This window comes from Stieleria maiorica (genome assembly GCF_008035925.1).
Classification (GTDB): Bacteria; Planctomycetota; Planctomycetia; order Pirellulales; family Pirellulaceae; genus Stieleria; species Stieleria maiorica.
Map to the genome: position 1 here is coordinate 5198958 of NZ_CP036264.1, position 23970 is coordinate 5222927.

Below are 23970 nucleotides of genomic sequence, written 5' to 3' on the forward strand. Positions count from 1 at the left end.
AGCGTACGGGCCTCCGATACCAAGAAAACGCTCGGGTGCCCGTAGGCTCGCGCCAAACGGCTGATTAATTCAACGGGCCGTTACGCTTCCCGCTAGCATTTATTTTCCTTCCAACTCTGCGACCCGTTTCTCGAGCGACTCCACGCGTTTGGTCAAGCGGATCACGATTTGCCGCAAGTCGTAATCATTCATTTGCGGTCTGGATTCCAGATCGGGGTGAAACGGATTCTGCGGCGGCGCGCCGATCGCCGGTTCCCAAGCTTCTAACTGTTCTTGAATCGCTTCGATCTTCTGGTTGACCAGCGGAAGCGTCGGGTGCTTGGCGCCCATCGAATCGCGGCTGCGTTTGAGCATCCGAAGCTCCTCGGCCAGTTGCCGTCCGCGCTCGGTCAACAGCGCCGCACGCGGGACTTCGTCGGCGGACTTCGCCTTGGAATCAGACGGATCTTGTGAACCGTTTTGCGCACTCAATTGATTCGCCAAGCAGACAGCCAGCAAAGCAACCAGGCCGACGCCGACCAGGGATGGAGTAACCTTCATCATTCACCGCTCTCAGTAAAAAGTGGAAGTGTGGACAACAAGCCCGCACGCGTTGATGCCAGCACGACGCGCAAGCGAGTGGCCCCCGCTGGTCGCGGAGTGAACCAACAGGCCGCTCGCTCACCGGCCTGTTGATTTAATCAGCCGTTTGGCGCGAGCCTACGGGCGCCAGTGCGTTTTCTTGGTACAGCAAGCCCGTACGCTCGCGCGAAACGGCTGATCCCACGTGTGATCGGACTCAATCAACCCGCCGTCTCGCTTCCCGCGAGCATCCCAACGCGCGCCCTTCACGTGCAAACCCAGTACACGACCAGTTTCGCATACTCCCTCCCGAATGGGAAATGGGTTTCAACAATGTGACTCGGCGCGCCGGCGGCTTAAACCGAAATGTCCGCCCTTTCACCAATTTCCCGTCGGAAACACAACGTGCTGCGACGTTTGTGCGGCGACGAAGCCCGTTCCCAGTACGCGGGCCCACCGGCCATCAACGCTCGCATCAACGCGATCGACAACGGGAAGACAGAATGATGAAGCACCGGCCAAACGATGCCAGCGGGAAGCGTTAGCGAGCGGCCCGTGGCGGCACGAGAAACGATTCGGCCGCTCGCGTTCGTCGCATACGGGCTTTGCCGCCGCGTTAGGGGATCCCGCGAACGATCGACGGACCGATCAGCTTCGTGAGCCAGACCGGCAGCTTCTGCCAGGCTTCGACCAACCGCTTCTTTCCTCCGGCGTCCGGGCGCATCTCATTCGGATCGCCCTTGCGGACATAATACTGCCAGGTGGCCGGATGCGGCTCCGCGCCCCACTGCATCTTGAACTTGTATGTCCCCGCATCTTCGCTGCTGCGTCCGAAATCAAACGTGTGGCTGCCTTTTTCAATGGCCCGCCGCAGCAGATTGCGATACATCAACATGTTCGCACCGGTGCGATTGAACTCTCGCAAGCTGCTCGCGCTAGGCACTTCCGTCACACCGCGGCTGTGCACGATCAATCCACCCGCGATCGGCTTGCCTTCATTGCGGACCACACAGAGTTCCGCATCGCCCGCGAAGTGATTCAAGATGCTCGAAAAAAGTTTCTTTGAGAATACCGGCGTTCCCAGGTCACGCATGTTGTGCGCGAAGACGTCGTAAAACTCACCGAGCAATTCCGCGCCGCCGAAATGCACCGTCGAACCATACGTCCCCGACTTCTTGACCTGGCTCCGCAGCTTGGACTTAAACGACTTGTCCAATTCCTCGTCGCTTCCCGGCAGCGGCAATCGCAAATGAAACTTGTCGGTCCGCTCGAAATTGAATTTCGGATGCTCGACCGGCTGTTCGTGGCGAAGTTCCAGGTACTTCACGTCCAATCGATCCGCCATATCACACGCCGCATCGATCAACTGTCCAGCGACGTTTGAATCGGTAGCCCATACTCCACCGGTATTCAGATACGGCAAGCTGACCAGGAACTTGCCAAAAATCGGCCCGCGAACGAAGACGAGGGGAAGGATGCCAAGGCACGTCGTCGAATCCTTCGCAACCGCCACGTGAACGGAATGCCCCAATCCCTGTTTCAACGCCGCAATCCAGGCGGGGTGGTGCCCGGCAAGCGCCGGCAAAGCTCCACGGTGGATCGAGGGCCAATCAATCGGCCAGGAAACGACATCAACGTCACTCAAACGCGCGCTCCAGATCGTCGGCGTCGACGCCGAACGCTGACCGAGCCCAGTCCCAGCACGGCAAAGACCGCCAGCGACGTGGGTTCTGGGACCGTCGGCGGTCCGGGAACCGGAAACAGTTGATAACCGGGTGAACCGATCCCACTGTTTTCAGAATCCAATAAGGCGAATCCGTGCAACGGATCCGACGTCGCCCAATTTGACGGGGCATAACTTGTCAGGTCCATCAGGAAAATGCTTTTTCCTACTTCGGGGGTCGGCCAGCCGTCGCCAAACGTATCATCGAAATCGAACATCGAGAACTCGTAGGGATTGGCGGGATCGGCCGGCGTAATCTCTGCCAGCGTAAGGCTGGGAGGATTGAGCCCCGGCTGGAGGGAACGCCAATCGGTGACAGCCAGCGATCGGATCGGCTGGGGAGGTGACCAAGAAAAGTTAGAGAACGCTCCGAGGTTATCGTTGTACAGGACGATGGTTTCCCCTGGTGCCAATTGCCCTGACAAGCTGCCAAACACCTCAAAATTGCCCGAGTGTGTTAATTCGTAATTCGATAAGTCGACACTTGTCGCGGACGCATTGTAGAGCTCGATGTACTCGTAGTTTTCATCCGCACCTTCGGGGTTGTAATTCACCTCCGTGATCACAACACCGGCTTGCGCGAAGGCGGCGGAACAAACAATGGCAGCGAAAACAAGGTGTTGAAACGAGCGAGCAAACATTGGCTCCATCCGAATGAGTATTGAGGAAACGACGCCCCAGTGAGTTGGCGGAGAATATCACCCATTTCCCCCAATCGATCAACACCGGGTCGGACCTTCAGACCACCCGAACGAAAAATACTTGGATAGACGACCGACGCCCTACTCGATCCAGAGAGTCTGATGCACCCCCGTTTGTGCTAAAACGCCGGACAAAACATCGCGGGCCGCCAAGTCGATCGGATTCGATTTCGGTTGCAGGATCCTAATAGCCGTAGATGGCTCGAATCGTAGGCAACATGCCCATGAACAGGATCGCGACCACCAGCAGGACAGCGAGAATCAAAAGGGTGGCGATTGCCGCAGTTTTCAAAACGCGACGCCGCAATGATTTTCGAACTCCGGCTTCGAGGACGCGATCGGTCAACGTCACTGTCAGACATTCAGGATCGTCCTCCGATTGGGACTCACCAACGGTCAGGCGTCGCTGTGGACGGGGGACATCGGCGGCGTGATCGTGACGGCGAATCAAACCTCCGTTCATCGCATCGCCCCTTGGCGATGTCGCACCGACCGACGCCGTGGCTGGCGAATCACCCGCTGACGTCGCGGACTTCTTTAGTTTGTCGAGATCGAGCGAATTGGTTCCTTCAACCCACAAATGGATGCCGCCGACCAGGACCGATTCGTCGCCGGGGCAGACCCGCCGAATCGTGGGCTGGTTTGGCGACAGCCGGCTCGGATGAAGTTCAACGAGCCAGACGGATTCGCCGAAACAGACGATCCCCTGATCGCAACGCTCAAGATCTGCGTTGTGCAGGCGGATGAGACTGGGGTGATCCTCTCCGATGATCGAAACATTTCGATTGAGCGACTTGTATCGCGGCCCCCGCCCCCAATCCAAAATCAAGGTCGCCGATGGCAACGATTGCTCGACAGGGTTCGCAGCGTCTTGCCCCTCACTCACGCTACCGCCCTGCAAGGCCAGGGAGAGGACCGAATCCTGTGTGACATCGGCACTATCGTCATCGAGGTCTGCCTCTTGCCCCAAATCGATGTCCCGTTCGTCCTTAAAGAAAAACTGAATCCGGGACCTGCCCACCATCAGAACATGGTTCTTGCTGACCCGACCCCAGATCGGATAGGCAAGTGGACACGTCGGCCAAACCTCAATCCGATCACCACAGGCGACGACAAAGTACACCACTGGCGGCAGCTTTGAATCGCCGATTTGGATATCGCATCGCGGGTCGGACCCGACCAGTGCATAGGGCTGCTTTAGATCGACCCAGGTTTCCTCCCCTCGCTTACGAACCCTCGCGCCCCAACGCTTCGCTGACCACAGATTCATACGGACGGGATTGACTGCAAGAGTGGAAGGAGCCGAGGGGTGTATGATCGAAGAGCGCGTGGAGTCTGGTGTGATGGTTTGCACAAGCGGAAACTCCTTGGTTGCGACAGTTTGGTTAGCCCGAAAGTTGCCCTCAACGGAAACGATCCGGCCCGTATCTTAAATCGGCCCTCTGTTTGAACGTGCAGTTTTTGCGACTTGGACTCGAAATCTCCATCAGGAGATGCGGAATCTAACGTTCGCCGCAGTCGAATCGAACACAGGTTCGTCGGCGAGGCAGCACCACTGCAATCCGGACCAGCCGTTCGATGCAGGTGTCGGCGAAGCAACGCCCACCGAATCACTGTAACGCTGATCGCCAAGAGTCGGCAGTGTGTGCTGTGACATGAAAAAGTCCAGCTAGCGAAGCACAAAAAGTGAAGGCATCAACGGCTCTGAGCCGGGATTTGGCAACACGTTTTCGAATTTGCTGATTGACGACCTCGGTGATGAGTTTATCCTTGCTGCTGCGACGACCACCGCACGTGAAGGACCATGCGAGGGGCAGTCCGTGGTAGGGTGGTCGACGAATCTGAAGGCGGAGAATGACTCAACGTGTCGGATCGCATCCAAGCTTGTGGGTGATCCGAGTTTTTGCTGGTCGCTGGCGTGCTGTGACCGACTCGGGAACCAATTCAGCGATCAAGTTCGACGCCTCGCTAACACGACGATCCCTGCTTCAGGCGAAATACGATGGGCCGCCCCAAGAAACGAAAATTGCCAGGCAGCGCGGCGGGCAAACGCGGAGCGCACGACGGCGACAGTTCGCCTCAGCAGAACAACCCGAAAAACGACCCCGGGCGAAGTCGTGTGGCGGCTCGAAAACGACGCGGCCAGCCGGACGGTCGCCTCAGTTTAGAACAGCCCTATGCACGGCCCCGAGCGGACGCCAAGCTGGTCAAGATCTCCGGTCCCAAGCAGTGGCCGACGTCCTATTGGCTGGTCGCGGTCGGACTGTTCGTCGCGTTCCTGTACAGCTACTGGCCGACGCTATGGTGGATGGCTGATTCGTGGATCAACGAACCCGACTATTCGCATGGTTGGGTCGTCCCCGTTCTCGCGGGCATGATCTGCTACTATCGCATCGAATCATTCCCTGGCGTAACGCCCAAAGCCGCTTGGGCCGGGTTGTCGCTGATCGCGTTGGCGATCTTGATGCGTTTTGTCAGTCGTTTGGCCTATGCGGATTTCCTGGACGGCTGGTCGATCCTGCCGTTGGTTGCCGGTGTGGTCTGGTGCCTGCTCGGATTCAAGGCCATGCTTTGGTCGCTTCCGGCAGTCGGGTTTCTTATTTTTGCAGTTCCGATGCCCTATCAAGCCGAACGCATGCTCAGTTGGCGGCTTCAGGGGGTGGCGACGGAATTGAGCACGATTTTCTTGCGGGTCTTGGGGCAGCCGGCCGTCGCCCATGGCCACGTGGTTTGGATCGGTGAGGAAGAATTGTCGATCGAAGAAGCGTGCTCGGGCTTGAGGATTTTCGTCGGGATGGGAGCATTCGCCTACTTTTGGGCTGCTGCAAACGTCAGAAGTTGGTCGGACAAGATCGTGATCTTGGTTGCGGCGATCCCGGCCGCGATCCTGGTCAACTCCGCACGAATCGTGTTGATCGGATTCGGCTACCTGCTGTTCGAAAGCGACTCGGCGCGCCGAATGATTCACGATTTCTCTGGAATCGCAATGATTTTTGCTTCCTTCGGGATCATGTGGCTGGTGAGCGTTTATTGGCAGCATTTGTATGCACCGGTCAAGAAACTGACCGCGCGGGAGATCCTGCACGAGTCTGAACTCAGCTACCGCAGATCTTCCGGAGGGGGCGTGGACGCCCCCGCAGAAGCCGGTTAAAGTGACACCGGGGATTTCTTTAAAGAATCTGCAAAGATTCACGAGCCCATTTATGATGGAGTAACCGTTCCCCTACAGACGGGGCCCATTAACGAATTTAGGGGTTATCATCCGTGTACCGCTAATCCGCAACCGTTTGTGACTTTCAACCCCGGAGCAGAGGCACCAATCGGTTGAATTCGAACTACTGTCGCTGCTTCGGCAGACCGGCTCGCACCACTTCAGATGTTGCCGTTTCTTACGTCCAATTTCTTAGAACTACCTCAATGAACCAATCCGTTGTTGTTTCTGCCCCGATTGCTCGAAACCAACCGAAGACTGAGGCGAAGGCATTCGATCCGTGGTTGCTTTGGGTCACCCTTCGGAGATGTTGGTACTGGGCCGTGCCCGTGGGGCTGGTGTTGGCCTGTTTGGCAGCCTTTTCCGTCTTGGCGACCTTCGAACCTCGGTTTCGCGCCCAGCATTTGATCGAGGCGAATCAGGATTACATTCTCTACCGTGACGTGTTCAACACCGTGCGCGACTTGGCGGGGACCGAGAAGACGATCTTTTTCGATGAGATCGTGCTCCGGCCCGTGCTGAGCGACCCCGAACTGCGGGCCGCCCCGAGTCTGAGCGACCCGGAGGAGGCCGAGCGGAACATTCGCAAGAACTTGAATATCTCGCACGGTGGTTCGCGGGCTCGAATGATCGTTTCCTACGAGGACGCCAACCGCGAGTATGCGGCAAAGGTGTGCAACGCGATTGTCGAAGCCTACATGATGCAGCGGAAAGCGTTGGACGGACGGCGGGTCGCGATTCTCGAAGAATTGCTGGACCCCGAAATCGATCACTGGAAGGGGCAGGTCGAACAGCATAAAGCACGTGTCCGCGAGCTGACCATCGGGATGAAAGGCTACGATCCGGGCAGCCCCTTGGGATTCTCGCGCAACGAAAGCCGACTGGCCCTGCTGAACGGTTACGAAAGTCAGATCAATGATTTGCGTGTAGACATCTTCGAGCTCGAAGGGAAATTGCAGCTTGAAGAAATGGAGCAAGCGAATCATGTCAAAGAGGACGCCGGGGAGTTTGTCCCCGAGGCCTTCATTCCACCGCCCAGTGAAGTGACACGCAACGTGATTGGCCCCGGCGACATCGCCAACTATGTCAATTCAGACGAGAGCGTCGTTGAAGCCTTGCAGCAGATTGGCCGGTACGAGGCGCAGATCGTCCGGATGGAGGACTTGGGGACGTGGCGACTGAACCAAACGCACTTCGCCGAACTGAAAAAGAAACGCGATGAATGGGAAGCGACGCTAAAAACCGCCAAGGCCGCTGCCGAGACCAAAGCGGCGACTGAACTGGAGGCGCTTGCCGATGCCGACTACGAGCATCAACAGAAGCAGTGGGAAGAAAAGGTCGCCGCGCTGAGAGCTGCCCACGAAGAGAAGCAAAGACTGGACCGTCAGAATCGGGCTCTCGTCGATGCTCAACTGCGCACCGAAACAACGCGTCAGTACCGGCGAATGATCACCGAGAAGAAGGAAAAAATCAAAATCATTCAGCGGCAACTCGACCAAGAGTCCGAGAAATTCACGACGTTGCTTGATGATTCTGCCAAGCTTCAATTTGCTCAAGACGACCTCCGTCGCGCGAGCTTGCTGCTGAACAAATTGGAAGACCGAAAGGCGGCGATCAAAACCGAACGCACACAGGCCGATGCGGTACGCTCGGTCTCTCCGGCGACGCCGCCGGGACACCCGGTCGAAGATATCCCCGTCAAGAAACTGCTGGTCGCGTCCGGAGGTGCCTTTGCGATCCCACTGCTGCTCGGTTTGTTGTGGGAGTTCAAGACGAACCGGGTGACCGACACCCATGTTTTGGACTCTTCGCAAGCGATTGCCCCGGTCATCGGCGAACTCGCGCGATCGCCCAGCACGACCGCCTCGCGTGGATCGAAAGGGCGGAGGATCTTTCAGGAAAGTGTGGACACGATGCGGGCAAATATCTTTCTGTCCAAGCATACCCAGCACTCGCGATCGATCGCGATCGTCAGCTCGATGTCGGGCGAAGGCAAGAGCACCGCGGCGTCGCAATTGGCCATTTCACTCGCAAAATCGAGCGGAAAGACCGTGCTGTTGGTTGACGCAGACATGCGTTGCCCCGACCAGCACGACCACTTCGGGATCAGCCTGGAACCCGGACTTAGCGGCGTGCTGACCAATCAAGCGACACTCGACGAAGCGATTCAGACGGAACTCGGTGACCTGATTCATATCTTGCCGGCAGGACGTCTGAAAGCCAGCCCGCACCGTTTGATGTCGCCCGAATCGATGAAGAGTCTCGTCAGCGACATTCTGGATCGGTACGAGTACGTCATCTTCGACACCGCACCGGTCCTGTCAGCCGGCGAAACGCTCTCGGTTGCCGCGTCGGTCGACACCACGCTCGTCTGTGCGATGCGAGACGTGACGCGCATGGACAGCGTCATTCGCACGACGCATCGGCTCGAGTCTGCCGGAGCGAACGTGGCCGGAACCATCTTCAGCGGCGTTACCCCGCGACAATACGCCTACCGCTACGGCGACTACAACTATAGCAACTTCACCAATTTGCCCGGGAGCGCGACTTAATCAACTTTATTGCTGTCAGAAGTTGCGGTAGGGACTGTCGCACGCTTGATTTTTTGGTTCGACAAACACACCAGTCAGATTAGATGCGAAATTCGGCGCGTACCGCAGTGGAAACTCATGACGAACATTCAGATCCGGATGCAGCGGAATCAGGGGCCGAGGATTCGGCAGCGAAATCCGCTGAGCCGGTGACTTCGACTGAGCGAGATTCGGTGGCCGATTCGAGTGATGCAATGGGAACATCAACGACTTCGCCGCCAACCCCCGACTCCATCTCGGAGTTTCACGAAAAAAAGTTGAAGAACCGCCGTGAAGAGTGGCAGGTCAACCAACGCTTGGCTGTGATTTCAGCGTTGACGTTCGCGGGCATCCTGCTGTTAGGAGCGGCATCGTATTTCTACAACTCCAGAGCGATCGCGGGGACGCTTCGGATGCAGGCGGAACAAGCTGCCGCCGATGGCGATCTGAAAGAGGAGCTTCGGTGGTGGTCGCGGTATTTAATGATCGTCCCGGATGACACCGACGTGATCCTGAGACAGGCATTCGCAGCAGATGATGCCGCGGAGAAGGCCTCAAGCGACGATTTCCCCGATGCCCTGGCCGACGCACGTCGACAACTCTCCGAATCGCTCGCGCTCCTTCCCAAAAGTCTCGCTGACGAGCAATTGGAGATTCGCAAACGGCTCATTCGCCGTCTCGTTCAAGCCGGTGGCTATTGGTTTCGCGAAGCGGAACACCAAATCGTTGACGAACTCGATGCAGATCCCGACGATGCTTTTGCCAATAAGGCACTTGCGTTCGCCTTGTATGGGCAACACAAATCAGATCTCGCTGGGCGGAAAACTCCGCAGTCGCCCCGTGTGGACACGTACTGGCACTGGCTGGCCGACCAGAACCCACTGTTGGTTCTGCGGCGGGCCGCTCCACTTTCATCCGAAGGCGAACTCGATTTGATCGGATGTCTGCTGGAGATGTCGCGTACCAATCCGGAGTTCATTCGAGAAAACGATTCCATTGCTGCCATCGCTCGACGGCAACCGTCCCGTGTCCAACAATGGCTGCAGGAAATCGGAGACCGAGACCAGGTGATCCGCCAATCCCTCGTCGCCCTGCGGACGCTGAACACGGGCCGCGCAAACCTGCTCCTCTACTCCTATGGGGTGCGAGGCGATGAAGCCGATCAAAAGGACGCCGAATCCCTCCTGATGAGATCCGCGCCGGATGCAGCGGCAAGGTTGCAGAAATTGATCGCCGACGGCGACGCAACACCTGATTCTGAGACCTCCAGCGATGCCGTCACCGCGCCGGTCGACGAACGCAAATTGTTGCGGCAAGTACCATCTCAGTATTGGGATTACGAGTTGTTGATGAATGCAGCTCGTTTAGCCAGCTCCAAAGCCTTCGGTGAAACAACAGCGGAATCGAACGCGGAAAACGGTTCCGGTGGTCAAGCCGATCAAAACCGTTTGGGCGAACTCGCGAGCCAATGGTTTGAAACGCTGATGGATTCCGATCTGCCCGAAGTCACCGCGGGAATGCGTGAGAGCACGTTCCATTTCGCCGGACTTCACGCCCTGACGATGGGCGACGACGGTCTTGCGCTACAGATCTGGCGTCGCGGATTGAAAGAAATCGATGGCAACAACTTGGATCTCAATAGCGTAATCGTGATGCAGTTGGCCCAGTCGGCTGGGACCGATGCCGAGCTACAGGCCGCTCATGAGGCGGTCGATTCCTTTGGCCGCGCCATCGATGCCGAAAAAAACCGGCTGCTGCTGTCCACCACCAGAGAGCTCTCTCAGGCGAAGCGGAATCAGATGGTGCGCGAGATCGACATGGCCATGTGGCGTTACAACGTCGCCAGCGCTGAACTCAGCACTCGCGGTGCCCGTGGGACAAAAGAGATCTCCGCGGCAATCGACCAGCTGGAACAAGCGCTCAAAAGTGACGCCGCCGTCACACCCCGAGAGAAGGCACTGGTGGCATCGAACCTCGCAGCGTTTTACACGCGGATGGAGATGTGGGATCAAGCGGCGCATGTCTTGTCGATCGCACTGGAATTGATGCCCAACGACCTCGAGCTGCGGGCACGCGCAGGGCAAGCCTGGGCGAAAGCGGGGAATCACCAGCGGGCTGCTGAAAACTGGCGTTTCGTCAGCGGAAGCAACCAACTTGATGTTCGCGTGCGAGCCGCGAAAGCCGAATTTGACGTCCAACTCCAGACTCCCCCTGACGCGCGGGACTTCTCCAGGCTGCGGACCATGACCAGTAGGCTCCAGCAGGACCTGGACAAAGTTCTGGCGGAAAAGAATTCGTCTACTGAAAACGCCGACGACGAAATCGCCGAGCTCGAATCAACGGTCCGACTTCTGGCATTGTCAGTGCCTCCGGAGGGTGGATCACTAGAGAAACACTTGGCGTCGCGAACACACGCACTGAATGTAGATCGATTGGCCGACGAGTTGCCCGACAGCGCCCAAGTCCAAGGCTATGCCGCCGAGCGATTAGCGGCGATCGACCTGGTGGACCGAGCGGAGCAACGGCTGGTGGAGATGGAGGCGATCCTGGGAATTGACGCTCTTCCTGTACTGATGGTGAGGGCTCGGATCGATGCCGCCCGCGGGAAACCCGCCGAGGCGGCGAAGCGACTATTGGGAAAGGCCGGCAGTAGCCCCCAAGAGCAGGTGAGGATCGCACACGCAGCGTCCGCGTTGTTCCTCATGGCCAACGACATGAAGAACTCGTACGAGGCGCTGCAGCGAGTTCCCGAGGACCATCGGCTTCCTGTCGACTTTTACCGCTTGTACCGATTGGCGGATCAGCTCGCATCATCCGCACCTGAAGCTTCCGAGGCCGCATCTTATCGGAAGCAAGCAGAGCAATGGACCGACAAATTGCGACTGATGAAAAGCACCGGGGACGAGGGATCACGGTCGGCTGACCCGGGATCGTATTGGCGAATGATCGTGGTTGAGCAGGAAATGAGTGAATTGCGAGACGTCGACGGAACGATTTCGCGGAATGACCCCAAGGTGCGAGAACTGACGGAATTGCTCGACGAAATCTTGGTTCAACGGCCGCATTGGGGGCGAGCCCTTTCAATGCAGGGCCAACTCTTGGCAGTCTTGGGCCGTTCCGAAGAGGCTGTCGAGCAACTTCGCACGGGCATCGCGGCCGGTGATAGGACTTACGAGACGCGTCAATTGCTGCTTGAGCAGTTGGTGAAACTGGGAAGAGGTGACGAGGTCTACGGCGAGTTAAAAAAATTGGCCAATCCGTTGCCTGCCGTCGCCAGTTTGTACTCGACCAGCGACATCCGGGAAGACCTCGGACGCGGAGATTTGCTGGCCGCCGTGGATCGTGCGCGCAAGAGTATCGAAGACCATCCCAACGACATGTTTCCCCTCGCGGTGTTCGCTCAGGTCTCATCTGCCGCTGTGGATTTGCACCGGCAAGCGAGGTCATTGGGTAACGAAAGCGAAATGCTGAGCAAAGAACAGGAAATCGCGTTGATCGACGAAGCGCGAGAGGCGCTGAAAAAAGCGGAGTCACTCTCCCAGGAGAATGAGTTCGTCATCGCCGAGGCCGCATTGCAACTTGAGTTTCGCCACGGGACGCCCGAAGCGATTGACGCGACCTGGGCAAGAATCGAGCAGTCGTCTCTGCCCTCACATCAACGAGCAGTACTACATGCCCGGTACTTGCTCTCCAAGGGTGACCTTGATGGTGCAATCGAGAAGCTGGACTTGTCCAATCAAATGATGCCATCGATCTCAAAATTGCTTCAGTTGGCTCAGTTGTATCAAACACAAAACCGATCGTCCGAGCTTATCGAAACGCTTCGCCGTGCGGTTCGACTGGCCCCTGATCGTGAAGATGTGCGGACCGAACTGGCCAAAGCACTTGTGATTCATGCGGCAGCAGACACCGACTGGGACGAAGTGGAAAGTCTGTTGCAGGACGGGAGTCGAAGCATTGCCAACAGCCGCTTCCTCTATGCGGTCCTCTTGAGCGCACGTGGCGGAGAGGAAGAACTACAGCAGGCCCTTGCGATTTCTCGTGAACTTTCTGCTGACGAACAGGTTTCCAATCATGGTGCCGACGCACTTCAGTTTTCGGTACTGCATAAATTGATCGAGCAATTGGATTCCAGTGACACCACGGAGGAATCGACGCTCCGCGATCGATACCTCGATGAGATGCGCCAAGTAGCTCGGCATTTGTCGGAAGCCGAAAACGCGTCTTCGGTGGACCTCCATCGGTATGCCGCGTTCTTATTGCAGTACGGGAACGATGACGATCTTGAATCGGTAAAGTCCATCGCGATTCGGTTGCGTGCGGTCCCGGACGGAATCGTTGCATCACTCGATTTGTTGATCCGATACAGCCAGCGTTCCGGTAATTTTGATGACGTTTCGCGTGTCGTCCAGGATTGGGCGACAAAGGTAAAAAGCGAACAGTCCGGCCTCCGCCCCGGTGAGGTCGAGTCGACCGCGGGACGTGTTTTGATGAGATTCGAATTAAATGAGGAAGCTCTGGATTGGTATAAGAACGCCTACGAATTGAATCCGGACGCGGTGGGAAGCTATGTGATTGCGTTGGGGGCATCTCAGCAACATCACAAAGCCGCCGAAATCGCCGCGGCACACTATGAAAAGCACGGTGATGTAACATCCGCTCGATTGTTGGTCGAAACGCTGTTGGCGGCTAATTCGATTCGGTCGATCACGAAACACTCCGCCTTGGTGATTTCATCGATCAAACGGCATGATCGGGATGCTCCCTTGCTGGAAGGTGTCGCAACGCTGCTGACGCAGCAAGGTAAACCCGAAGAAGCAGTCAAGCTGTACCACCGAGTTTTGGCGCTGGATCCGCTACGCGTCCGATCGCTTAACAACATTGCGATGGCGTACGCGGAAATCCCGGGGATGGCTGTCGAAGGAATCACACCGATCGATCGAGCTTTGAAACTGACGCGACGCAATCCCGAACTGTTGGACACCAAAGGCTTCGTTCTGATGAAAGCCGGTCGCGTCAACGAAGCGTTGGAAGTATTCGACGAGGCCATCCAATCCGTCGGCGGTTCCGAGCCGCGTTATCAGTTTCACAAGATTCTGGCCTTCAAGGCCTTGGGCCGCGACAAGGACGCGCAGCAGTTGTGGAAACAACTTGATGTCAAAGCCCTTGATTTGAATGGACTCACCAAGGAAGAACAAAAACAGCTTCAAGAGATGGTGGATAACTCCCAAACACTACAAGTCAACTGACCCGAGATTCCATACCAAGGGTGATCAAGACCTATCACTTTTACGTGCAAGCTGGATGCTTCCGAACCCCATTCATGATTAATGTCGCATATTGATGCCTAGTACAACTGCACCTCAAATCGGATCGCGCCGGCAGGTCTTTGCTTCGCTGTTGGTATTAACGCTGTTGTCCGGCGTCGTTCACGGCGTGCTGGATGGCCGCTGGAGCGTCCATGAAGATAAAGTTGCCCATGGCAACTTGCTCAATGACCTGCCGGAGTCCTTCGGTGAGTGGACACTCGTCGAACACGGGGATATTCACGAAGGTGCGTTGCAACAATTGAGGTGCTACGGGTCGGTCAGGAACGTGTACCGCCACGGACCGACCAACACGCTACTGAATGTTGCCGTGATGTACGGGCCGCGCGGGCCGATCGCGGTTCACACGCCCGAAGTTTGTTACAGTTCCGAAGGAACCGAACAGACGCGTAAACGATCCAAGGAGACCGTTGAAACGGACAGCGGTCCGAATCAGTTTTGGTCCGTGGAATTTGCCCGTAGGGATGACCCGAGTTCAAGATTCGAAGTCTGGTACGGCTGGACGAGTGGTGCCAATTGGACGGCAGCTGAACATCCTCGCTTTTGGTTGACTGACGACTTGTACAAAATTCAGTTGTCGGGGCCGTCAACCTATTCATCCTTTTCTCCCTGCAAGTCATTTTTGACTGATTTTTTGCCCCACCTTGAGCAACACATCAAGTGAAGGACGCTACCGTGTTTGAATTCAACGATTCCGATTCCGACAGCTCGGTTGCCACCGAGCCCAAGGAACCCGCGCTGCATCGCCCCGATCCAACGACCTATCGTGCGTCTGAACCCAGCGCGGTCGCCCGTCGTGGTCGACTGGCGATGAACGCCACGCCAAAAGCCATTCACCCGATCTACTTTCCCGTCAAATACTTTTGCGAGCGGGTTCTGGCACTGGGTGCTCTGGTGATTGTCGCGCCGGTCATCTTGATTCTGGTGATCCTGGTTCGGGCCACTTCCAAGGGACCAGGCATCTACCGTCAAGAACGTGTCGGACTGGGACGCAAATCGTTTGATGTGTTTAAGCTTCGCACCATGTACCAGGATGCGGAAGCTGATGGTCGGGCGAAGTGGAGTCAAAAAGGTGACCCGAGGATTACCCCCTTGGGACGATTCTTGCGGCGAACACACCTCGACGAACTCCCCCAACTATGGAACGTTGTCATTGGCGACATGTCGCTAACCGGGCCGCGTCCCGAGCGACCATCGATTTGCGAAAAACTCAAGCAACACATTCCAAATTATTACGCGCGCACCGAGGTTAAACCTGGCATCACCGGACTGGCACAGATCAACCTGGAACCCGATTGCACGATTGACGATGTGCGACGCAAGCAATGCCTGGACCTGCACTACATCCATCACGCAAACCTTTGGCTCGACTTACGAATGCTCTTCGCCACCGTGCTTCGGATGATCGGCATTCGGGGGTCGGTCGTAACGCGCTGGATGGGACTTTGCCGGAAACACGTCATCGAAGCACAGGGCCTGCAGGTCGTGAAAATGCACAGTCGCAGAGAGCCCGATGCGATCGAGGTCGATTTAGCAGTATCGGGTTCGCGATCCTCCGAACCATGTTGTGCCGACAAGCGTTTGAGAGTCGATCGGGCCCCCCGCCCCAAGTAGTGCGAACGGTCGTTTAGCGAATCGCTGCGGTCGCAGTGTGCAACATCTGTTAACGTGAGCGCAAGAGCGTCGCCTAAAATAGTGGCCGCCCCAATATGGTCACTCACCGAGCCTGCCGGCCGCCACCGCGCGTCGGTCTTATCAAAAGGGTTTCAAGCTTTTCCGGATTAGTTGTTTGTGCTCGAGCAATTGATGTTCGGCATCTCATCGCAATGGAATGAAGTTTTGCTGGCTGCAGCAAGCGATCTGTGCAGCCCACCGTCCGGAGCAATTCGGCGGAAGTTGACGGAAGCCGAAACCCAACGGGTGTGGTCCCTCACTGCAAGACGTTTCAATCTCCGCCAGGTCTGACTTGAGTCGCAGTAACTGGCGAAATTGGCGTGATCACTGCATCCCGACCAAGCCTACGGCGCTTCACGAAGAAGTCGCATTGAGAGCGGAATCTGCTTTCTCATGATGAACGGATGCACTATTTTAGCAATCGTTTCGGGGGGCTTGAACATCACTGCCACCCACGTGGACGAAGTCCGCGCATTTGAGAGCGGTGTTCACTCGGTAAGAAGAAATCGGTTGCCAACGGGCAACGGTTGCCATGCGGTCAACCGCTGCTATTGTTCGTCTTGAAGCCTGCCATTGAGATGGCGTTGTTCTCCCCACCATCAGTCGATTCAACAATGCTTAGCGCGTTCACCGTCGATGTCGAAGACTATTTCCAAGTTTCGGCCTTTGCTGATCGTGTCTGTCGCAAGGATTGGGACAAATATGAGTGTCGTGTCGAGGCAAACACCGACCGGCTGCTCTCGATTCTGGACACACACAATGTTCGCGGCACATTCTTCATTCTCGGCTGGGTCGCCGAACGCTATCCAAATCTGGTGAGACGAATTGCACACGCAGGCCATGAGCTGGCCTCTCATGGCTATTGGCATCAGCTGGTGTATGAACTCTCACCGGCTGAATTCGCCAAAGACATCACCGACAGCAAAGACGCCATCGCGTCTGCCTGCGGCATCGAAGTCAACGCCTATCGGGCCCCCAGTTTTTCCATCGTGGAAGAATCCCTGTGGGCGTTGGACATCCTTGCCGAATACGACTTTCGGATCGATTCGAGTATCTTTCCGATCGGCGGCCACGACCGCTACGGTTTGGCCGATGCCCCCAAGGAAATTCATGACATCGAGACGCCGCACGGAACGGTCCGGGAATTCCCACCGTCGGCCTGGAGTCAGGGACGGATCCACATTCCGATCGGCGGCGGATACTTTCGACTTTTCCCGTTTCAGTTGACACAGCGTGCCATACAAGCGGTTTGCTCGGCCGGGCGGCCGGCGATGTTCTACACGCACCCTTGGGAATTTGATCCCGATCAACCCAAATTGTCGGGACTCGGGCATGCGACCCGTTTTCGCCATTACGTCGGTCTCAAACGCACGCAAGCCAGATTGATTCGATTGCTCGATAGCTTTGAATTTGGAACGATGTCGGACGTGTTGGGCATGGACGTGGCACGCGAAACTCTGGCCTGCCGCGCGGTCTAGCAGGACAGCGCCACTTTGCACAACAACGACTGCAAATCGTCGGTCAAACGTAGCTACCAATTGAATGCCTAACTGTCTGATTGTCGCATCGCATTTCCCGCCGTTTCGGTCCGCGGGGGTGTTTCGGACGATTCGCGTCGCTCGGTACCTTCCAGAACACGAATGGTCGATCGAGGTTTTGACCGTCGACCCAAAGTCGTATCTCGCCGGTTCGAGCCAATCACCGGAACTGCTTCGGCGGATTCCCGAAGACGTCAAGATACATCGCGCGATGGCGGTCCATCCGCTGCAAGTCATGACCGCGATCAAGTCCTGGAAGGGCGGCAAAAGCGACTCACGCAACGGCCAGTCCGTCGGCACTGCAACGCCCAAGGGCGAAACGGCCAAACGCCCCCCCGAATTGCAATCGGTCTCGCTTCCGCAGCGAGTGAAAGATGCCATCACGGTCCCACTGATGACACCGGATCGTTGGATCGGCTGGTTGCCGTTCGCGGTTCGAAAGGGCCGACGAATCCTGAACACGCGGCCTGCGGACGTGATCTACAGTTCGGGGCCTCCTTGGACAAATCATTTGGTCGCCGAAAAGTTGCGTCGACATGCCATGATCCCTTGGGTTGCCGATTTTCGTGACCCATGGCTTGGCAACAACTTCCGTCCACGTCGCCAGGGCGACGATTGGGTCGGAAGACGTCACCAGATGCTTGAAAAGCGGGTCATTGAATCGGCGAACATTGTGATCCTTAACACCGATCGCGCACGTCAATCGGTGCTCGAGCGTTATCGCGAGCTTCCGCCGGAGAAGTTCGTGGTCATCAACAATGGGTTTGACCCCGCTGATTTCGAGGACCTGAATGGGGATCCGTCTGCGTCCCCCGCTCTTCCGGACGGAAACCGTCCCCTGCGTCTGGTGCATACGGGTGCGTTCTACGGCAAACGCAATGTCGATGCGTTGATCCGAGCGATTGGCAGACTGGTGCAGGAGGGCAAAGTTTCGTCGTCAGATTTGCAAGTCGATTTGATCGGAGCGCAACGGCCTGGTCGGACGCATGAGAGGAATGTCGCCGAATCATCGGGGGCGGCCGACATGATCAACATCTTGCCATCGTTGCCGCATGCCCAATGCCTGGCACAGATGAGTGCGGCCGACGCATTGCTGCTGGTCCAAACCGAAGCTCCGCTGTGCATTCCGGGAAAAGTGTTCGAATACATTGCGGTCAAAAAACCTGTGCTGACGTTGGCCGGGGAGGGAGCGACCGCCGATCTGGTCGCGAAGGAACAGCTTGGTCCTTGCGTCGATCCGGAAAACAGCGACCAGCTCGCAACTTGCCTGCAACAATTCGTTCACCAATTCCGTGAAAACCGGATGCCATTGCCCGACGGGTCAGCGGCCGAACGCTACGACGGGCGCAAGCAAATCAGGCAATTCGACACGGCACTTCGGGCGGCCATAGAAAACCATGCGAATGCGTCTTCCATCAACGGGGACGTTCGATGATTCGCATCGCGCTGGTCGTCCATGGATTTCAAAATGGCGGGATCGAAAGATCGATCACGCGGATCGTCAATGGATTGGACGCCCAGCGTTTTGAACCTGTCATCATTTGCTTAGACACGACAGGTCCCGCCGCAGACTGGCTCGAACGTGACGTTCCAGTGATTGAGATCGGAAAACGTTCCGGAAACGATGTCTTGGCCGTCAAACGGCTTGCCGACTGCTTGCGTCAACACCAAATCGATCTCGTTCAATCGCACAACTGGGGCACACTCGTCGAATCGGTCATTGCGAGAAAGCTGGCACGAACGCCCGTGCACATCCACGCCGAACGCGGAACCGTCGCGGGGATGGTCGAGGCGAGCGGATTGCGTTATTGGTGCCGAGCGAAGGTCATGTCGATGGCCCTGGGGAGCGTCGATCAAGTGATCAGTAACGCACACGCCGTTGCCGAGCGGATCGAATCGCGGTGCGGATTCAAGGCGGAGAATATCCAGATCATCCCGAATGGCGTTCCCAATCCGGTCAACACCGATCACGCCCAGAATCGGCAACAAATTCGTTCGGAGCTTGGCTTGCCGACCGACGCGATCGTCGTCGGCAGTGCCGGACGTTTGGTCGATGTCAAAGGATTCGATTTGGCGATCACCGCGATCCAGCAAGTCTTGCAGTCCGAACCCAATGTTCATCTTGTCATCTTGGGTGACGGACCGGAGGAACAGCGATTGAATTCGATCGCGGGCCGATGCGGCATCTCCGATCATATCCATTTTGTCGGTCGACGGGAGGATGTTCCCGCTTGGCTAGACTCCTTCGACATCTACTTGAATTCCAGCCGCAGCGAAGGGATGAGCCAATCGGTGATCGAGGCAATGTCGGTCGGGTTGCCGATCATTGCAACCGACGTCGGAGACAATGCTTTGTTGGTTCAAGGTTCCCAATTTCAATGCGGACTCGTCTGCGAACCTGGCAGCGTCGAATCAATCGCAGGACAAATCGTAAAACTTGCCAGTGATTCAGGTTTGCGAGCTCGATGTGCGAATTCGGCTCGTTCGTGCCATCGTCAATTCTACAGTGACGAGACGTTCAATCGTCGAATCAGCGACTTGTACATTCGGCTGATGGGCCATCACAAAGGCACGACCGCACCTTGTGATGCACAACGACTTGCCGACCTGTCGATGCAAAAGCGACCTCAACAGTCAGAAGTTTAGTAATCGCCTATGTCAGCCGTCGTCCAACACCGCACCAGCAGCCGCCTGTGCAAGCGAACTTGGGATGGAGCCGTTGTTTACGAAAAACACTACGTCACCAATGATTGGGACGACGACATGGATGTCATCCGGCGTCGTGCGGCCGACGAGTTAACGTTATTGAATCAGCTCGCCGCGAGTGGTCTGTTCAAAGGGCGATTAGGATTGCTACAAATTGCGGCGTCGGATCCTGATGCGGCGATGATCGCCACGCACGAGATTCCTGGCGCGTCCTTGGATCAATATGTGATGCAGGGTGGCGACGTTGTGCACAATCTTGCCCCGTGGTTTCTTGCCGGACGCTGGTTGAAAGCATTTCACTCGATCCCGCTGACCGAGCGGGCCACGGAAGCCACGTCACGACGTGATCCGACGGACATGGTCGAGTATTGCGGGCTCCGATTGGATTCACTCGCAGAGTATGGATACAACTGGCCGAAGACATCGCTCCGTCATTCGTTTTTGGAGACGATTGCCGAATTGCAACGTCAGGTGAACGCCACGCGATATCAGCGTGTTTGGGTTCATTCTGATTTCTCTCCCGGCAACCTGATGTGGGACGGTCGCACACTCACCCCGATCGACTTTGCGATGGTTTCCGACGGCCACCCGTTGGCCGATGCGACCTATTTGATCCATCGCATTGAAATGCACCGCGTGTACCGCCCGTGGCTGCGGCTTCCGTCCCATGCCATCCGCCGGGCGGTGCTTCGGGGCTTGGGACTGACCGAATCGGACCATGCCGCTGCCTACCGCATGCTGATGATCAAGCATCTCATCTGCCGGCTTCACACGTATGTCCGCCGACCTGCCAACAGCGTCAAACAGGCAGTTCACGACCGATGGGTCCGAGGCATGATTCGCCGGCGGTTACTGCGACTCAACTCCGCAGACATCGCCTAACGCCGCCTCCCCAATTCAAGTTTCTGCTTCCTTTCAGTCCACTTACACTGGCAATTGCGATGACGTCTCACCCGACCGATGAATCGCCGAACTTTGACGCCTATTACGAGAGAATCAAGAACGAACCGACGTACATCATTCTCGGTGCCCAGGGATCGGGAACAAATTTCCTGTCTCGGATTCTTGGACGAACGCTCGACTTTTCCGTCACGCTCGATCGCTCGCTGATCGTCAATGCTGCGGCGAATCTTTGTCGTGATCGTTCGCAGTCGCGAGCTCAAGTGGAAGCCAAACGCATCGTCCAATCGCTATTCCCGGGTCCCATTCGAAAGCGTCTGTTGTCCAAACGGTTCTTCAACAAGAACCGCAAATACACGGGGATCGAAAAACACTTGCGGCACGCGATCACGGATTCGCCGGCCGATTTTGCCAACTTCTTCTACAGCTACCATGCGTTCGTAGATGGAAAATCGCACAAGGGTATCAAGAGCGACGACATCTGGGAGAACATCGATCTTCTGCACGAGATCATTCCCAACTATCGCGTGTTGCTGTTGATTCGGGATCCCCGAGACAACACGATTTCCATCATGAAGAAGAACTTCGGACCACGAGAGATCTACAACGCCTCTCGATACGTCCGCAACCGAATGGACCACTACATTTCGTTTGCCGATCGAGACCCGCAACGAACGCTCCTGGTCAAGTACGAAGACTTGTTAACCAATCCGTATCAATGCGCGATGAGGGTTGCCAAATTCGCCGACTGCGCGATCCCCGACACACTCCAGCAACAGATTGCCAATCTGAACATACGGCCGAACAAGCACCGTAAGTGGAAAAAACTTTCCGAGCGTGATTTGGCGACGACGGAAACGGTATTCGCAGATTTGCTGGATCGATTCGATTACGAACGCGGTGCCAGCTACGAGTACACGCCGACAGGATTGCAGTGTGCCGCACGCAATTTCAAAGATCTGTTGCTGCGGATTCCTCAAAAAGCGGCAGTCAAGACCCGTCGCTATGTTCGCGGCTGAATCGGCCCGAGATTCATCCAATCAGAACCTGCAGCATCTAGCTTCGCATGAGCATCGTCCAGCGCGTCGTCAGTCGTCAACGCAAGATCACCAAATCGATCCGCTGGCGTGCTTTTTCTTCACTTGAACAATACCAGCAGATCGTATTTGTTGTCGGTTGCCAACGCTCCGGAACGACGCTGGTGATGAATTGTTTCGACAATGATGCTCGGGCGATTGTGTTTCGAGATGACAGCGTTTTATCGGGACATCAAGGCAATCGTCTTCGCATCAAACCGTACGCCGAAGTGAAGGCAATACTGGCGAAAACTCGTTGCCCGTTGGTCGTTGCAAAACCACTCCTGGACAGTCAACGGACTGACGAACTCCTTGACGACTACCCGCGGTCAAAGGCGATTTGGATGTTCCGTCACTTTCGTGGCGTGGTGGGATCCAATCTCCGCAAATTCAAGGGGCAAGTTGAAAACATCCGCAGGGTCTTGGAGATGCCCGAAGATTGGAGGGGCGAGCGGGTATCCGATGAAACACGCGACTTCATTCGTCCCTTCGTGAACCCCGAGATGAGGCGTGAAGATGCGGCGGCCCTTGTCTGGATCGCTCGTAACAACCTCTTTTTTGAACAGTCGCTGCAGAACTGCGATCGAACGTTCCTGCTGCCCTACGAGGATCTCGTCAAGTCCAGTCGCGATACAGTGAAAGGAATCTACCGGTTCTTGGGGATCAGTCAGCCGACCAAACCGGTCGACCGATCCATTCATCAGCGAGCACTCGGTCGCGGACAAGACCTTGACATTCATCCCGAGATTCTGGCGCGTTGTGAAAACATCCAGCAGAAGTTGGTCGAGTGTGCCGCACAGAAGACGCGAGCAGTACGAATCGAGGAAGAACAGGTCTAGTGGCCAGACGGATTAAACCAGCACTCAAGCACTTCATGCTGTTCGTATTGAAGTACTCCGGTGTATTGCGCTGTTCACGACGTTGGACCACCCGCAAGGGGTTTCTGATCATTGGGTGGCACGGCGTCAGCCTTGAAGATGAACACAAGTATTTCCACACCCTTTTTATCTCGCCGGAGCAGTTCGAGCAACGAATCAAGTTTCTAAAGAACACGTTTCAGATCGCTTCGCTTGAGGAGTGCCTTGCGCAAAAGGAAGCCGGAACGATCAAGCCGGGGCAGGTGGTGCTAACGTTTGATGATGGGTACTACAACTTTTTACAGCGGGCCGTGCCGATCCTTGATCGATACGACGCACCGGCGGTTAATTATGTTGTATCGGCGCGGATGCTCGATGCGAGAAGCAAACCCAACCTTGTCCTCCGCGATTGTATCTACCGCACGAATTGCACGGAATTGGTCGCGGACGGCATCGGCTGTGAGCGGGCTCTGCCGCTGAGAAGCTCTTCGGATCGACGCCGTGCGGAGAAGCAAGTTCTCAAATGCTTGGATCAAACCCCAGCTGCCGATAAAGACGCGTTTGTGAATCGAGTCGGCGAGGCTCTGGGAATTGATGTCGGCGAGATTCGTCGACGCAGATTTTGGACCAGCATGACTGAAGACGAAGTTGCCGAGTTGGCAAACCGCAACGGGAAGTTCTCGTTGCAGTTGCACTCACACGAACACATCAACGCGGTCGCGTTGGGCGACAAGTTGAGCGAAGATCTTCGTCTTTGTCGGTCAGCCATCGAAAAGGCGACGGGACGTCCGGCACGCGACTTTTGCTTTCCCACCGGGCTCTGGTCCCATAGCACATGGGATGCGTTGCAGGAAAACGGAATTCGAAGTGCCGTCACCACGAGGCGGGGGCCCAACTTCGTCGAAACACACAATTACAACTTACGGCGGGTCATGGACGGCGGGGCGAACACCCAGTTGGAGTTTGAGTTCGAAGTCAGCGGCATCAAGTGGTTACTTCACAGTTGGTTGCACCCCAAGGCGAAATACAACCCGAGTGAGAAACTCGCCCGATATCGGGATGACAAGGTGCGGTATTGATTCTTCGAATGGTTCGCCGGAGATCACTTGCACATCGCAGATGCGAC

Annotated in this window: 16 protein-coding genes; 12 read left to right on the plus strand and 4 right to left on the minus strand. The window is 56.4% G+C overall.

What is annotated here, in order from left to right; genetic code table 11:
- Positions 1 to 99: 99 nt before the first annotated feature.
- From Mal15_RS17635 to Mal15_RS17650, 4 genes are all read right to left on the minus strand, one after another.
- Entirely contained in the window at positions 100 to 540 is a 441-nt protein-coding gene (locus Mal15_RS17635; protein WP_167546879.1) for a hypothetical protein, read from the minus strand.
- 637 nt (positions 541 to 1177) lie between these two features.
- On the minus strand, positions 1178 to 2206 hold the full coding sequence (locus tag Mal15_RS17640; RefSeq protein WP_233902861.1) for a FemAB family XrtA/PEP-CTERM system-associated protein: 1029 nt from the start codon (positions 2204 to 2206) through the stop codon (positions 1178 to 1180).
- Positions 2203 to 2925, minus strand: coding sequence for a lamin tail domain-containing protein (locus Mal15_RS17645; RefSeq protein WP_167546880.1), 723 nt, complete (start codon positions 2923 to 2925; stop codon positions 2203 to 2205). Before Mal15_RS17645 ends, Mal15_RS17640 begins: the two co-directional genes overlap by 4 nt.
- Before the next feature lie 244 nt (positions 2926 to 3169).
- Positions 3170 to 4255, minus strand: a complete 1086-nt coding sequence (locus Mal15_RS17650; protein WP_147868972.1) for a hypothetical protein — start codon at positions 4253 to 4255, stop codon at positions 3170 to 3172.
- Positions 4256 to 4987: 732 nt separating this feature from the next.
- Here Mal15_RS17650 and Mal15_RS17655 point away from each other — a divergent pair.
- From Mal15_RS17655 to Mal15_RS17710, 12 genes are all read left to right on the plus strand, one after another.
- Positions 4988 to 6136 carry an exosortase/archaeosortase family protein gene (locus Mal15_RS17655; RefSeq protein WP_147868973.1) on the plus strand — a complete coding sequence of 383 codons (1149 nt, stop codon included), beginning with the start codon at positions 4988 to 4990 and terminating at the stop codon, positions 6134 to 6136.
- Between the two features lie 266 nt (positions 6137 to 6402).
- Entirely contained in the window at positions 6403 to 8748 is a 2346-nt protein-coding gene (locus Mal15_RS17660; RefSeq protein ID WP_147868974.1) for a polysaccharide biosynthesis tyrosine autokinase, read from the plus strand.
- Between the two features lie 233 nt (positions 8749 to 8981).
- Entirely contained in the window at positions 8982 to 14015 is a 5034-nt protein-coding gene (locus Mal15_RS17665; protein ID WP_167546881.1) for a tetratricopeptide repeat protein, read from the plus strand.
- 94 nt (positions 14016 to 14109) lie between these two features.
- Entirely contained in the window at positions 14110 to 14757 is a 648-nt protein-coding gene (locus tag Mal15_RS17670; protein WP_147868976.1) for an exosortase-associated EpsI family protein, read from the plus strand.
- The gene (locus Mal15_RS17675; RefSeq protein WP_233902862.1) at positions 14754 to 15707 is read left to right on the plus strand and encodes a sugar transferase; all 954 of its coding nucleotides are present in this window, start codon (positions 14754 to 14756) and stop codon (positions 15705 to 15707) included. The genes Mal15_RS17670 and Mal15_RS17675 overlap by 4 nt, the downstream gene beginning before the upstream one ends.
- Positions 15708 to 16381: 674 nt before the next feature.
- Positions 16382 to 17245: an XrtA system polysaccharide deacetylase gene (locus tag Mal15_RS17680; protein ID WP_147868977.1), complete on the plus strand. Its 864-nt coding sequence runs from the start codon at positions 16382 to 16384 to the stop codon at positions 17243 to 17245.
- 64 nt (positions 17246 to 17309) lie between these two features.
- Positions 17310 to 18740 (plus strand): glycosyltransferase, encoded by a 1431-nt coding sequence (locus Mal15_RS17685; RefSeq protein ID WP_147868978.1) that lies wholly within the window; start codon positions 17310 to 17312, stop codon positions 18738 to 18740.
- Entirely contained in the window at positions 18737 to 19951 is a 1215-nt protein-coding gene (locus tag Mal15_RS17690) for a glycosyltransferase (protein ID WP_147868979.1), read from the plus strand. Before Mal15_RS17685 ends, Mal15_RS17690 begins: the two co-directional genes overlap by 4 nt.
- Positions 19952 to 19960: 9 nt before the next feature.
- On the plus strand, positions 19961 to 20893 hold the full coding sequence (locus Mal15_RS17695; RefSeq protein ID WP_147868980.1) for a phosphotransferase: 933 nt from the start codon (positions 19961 to 19963) through the stop codon (positions 20891 to 20893).
- A 59-nt stretch (positions 20894 to 20952) separates the two neighbouring features.
- Complete coding sequence (locus Mal15_RS17700; protein WP_167546882.1) at positions 20953 to 21930, plus strand: sulfotransferase; 978 nt, start codon at positions 20953 to 20955, stop codon at positions 21928 to 21930.
- 47 nt (positions 21931 to 21977) lie between these two features.
- A complete protein-coding gene (locus tag Mal15_RS17705) occupies positions 21978 to 22826 on the plus strand; it encodes a sulfotransferase family protein (RefSeq protein WP_147868982.1) in 849 nt (282 codons plus the stop codon).
- Entirely contained in the window at positions 22826 to 23923 is a 1098-nt protein-coding gene (locus Mal15_RS17710; protein ID WP_147868983.1) for a polysaccharide deacetylase family protein, read from the plus strand. The genes Mal15_RS17705 and Mal15_RS17710 overlap by 1 nt, the downstream gene beginning before the upstream one ends.
- Positions 23924 to 23970: the final 47 nt, after the last annotated feature.

Coding starts and splice junctions, on each gene's coding strand:
- Mal15_RS17705 (WP_147868982.1), top strand. CDS start 21,978: ATGAGCATCGTCCAGCGCGTCGTCAGTCGTCAACGCAAGATCACCAAA.
- Mal15_RS17665 (WP_167546881.1), top strand. CDS start 8,982: ATGGGAACATCAACGACTTCGCCGCCAACCCCCGACTCCATCTCGGAG.
- Mal15_RS17655 (WP_147868973.1), top strand. CDS start 4,988: ATGGGCCGCCCCAAGAAACGAAAATTGCCAGGCAGCGCGGCGGGCAAA.
- Mal15_RS17660 (WP_147868974.1), top strand. CDS start 6,403: ATGAACCAATCCGTTGTTGTTTCTGCCCCGATTGCTCGAAACCAACCG.
- Mal15_RS17645 (WP_167546880.1), bottom strand. CDS start 2,925: ATGTTTGCTCGCTCGTTTCAACACCTTGTTTTCGCTGCCATTGTTTGT.
- Mal15_RS17690 (WP_147868979.1), top strand. CDS start 18,737: ATGATTCGCATCGCGCTGGTCGTCCATGGATTTCAAAATGGCGGGATC.
- Mal15_RS17700 (WP_167546882.1), top strand. CDS start 20,953: ATGACGTCTCACCCGACCGATGAATCGCCGAACTTTGACGCCTATTAC.
- Mal15_RS17695 (WP_147868980.1), top strand. CDS start 19,961: ATGTCAGCCGTCGTCCAACACCGCACCAGCAGCCGCCTGTGCAAGCGA.
- Mal15_RS17635 (WP_167546879.1), bottom strand. CDS start 540: ATGAAGGTTACTCCATCCCTGGTCGGCGTCGGCCTGGTTGCTTTGCTG.
- Mal15_RS17680 (WP_147868977.1), top strand. CDS start 16,382: ATGCTTAGCGCGTTCACCGTCGATGTCGAAGACTATTTCCAAGTTTCG.
- Mal15_RS17685 (WP_147868978.1), top strand. CDS start 17,310: ATGCCTAACTGTCTGATTGTCGCATCGCATTTCCCGCCGTTTCGGTCC.
- Mal15_RS17670 (WP_147868976.1), top strand. CDS start 14,110: ATGCCTAGTACAACTGCACCTCAAATCGGATCGCGCCGGCAGGTCTTT.
- Mal15_RS17650 (WP_147868972.1), bottom strand. CDS start 4,255: ATGAATCTGTGGTCAGCGAAGCGTTGGGGCGCGAGGGTTCGTAAGCGA.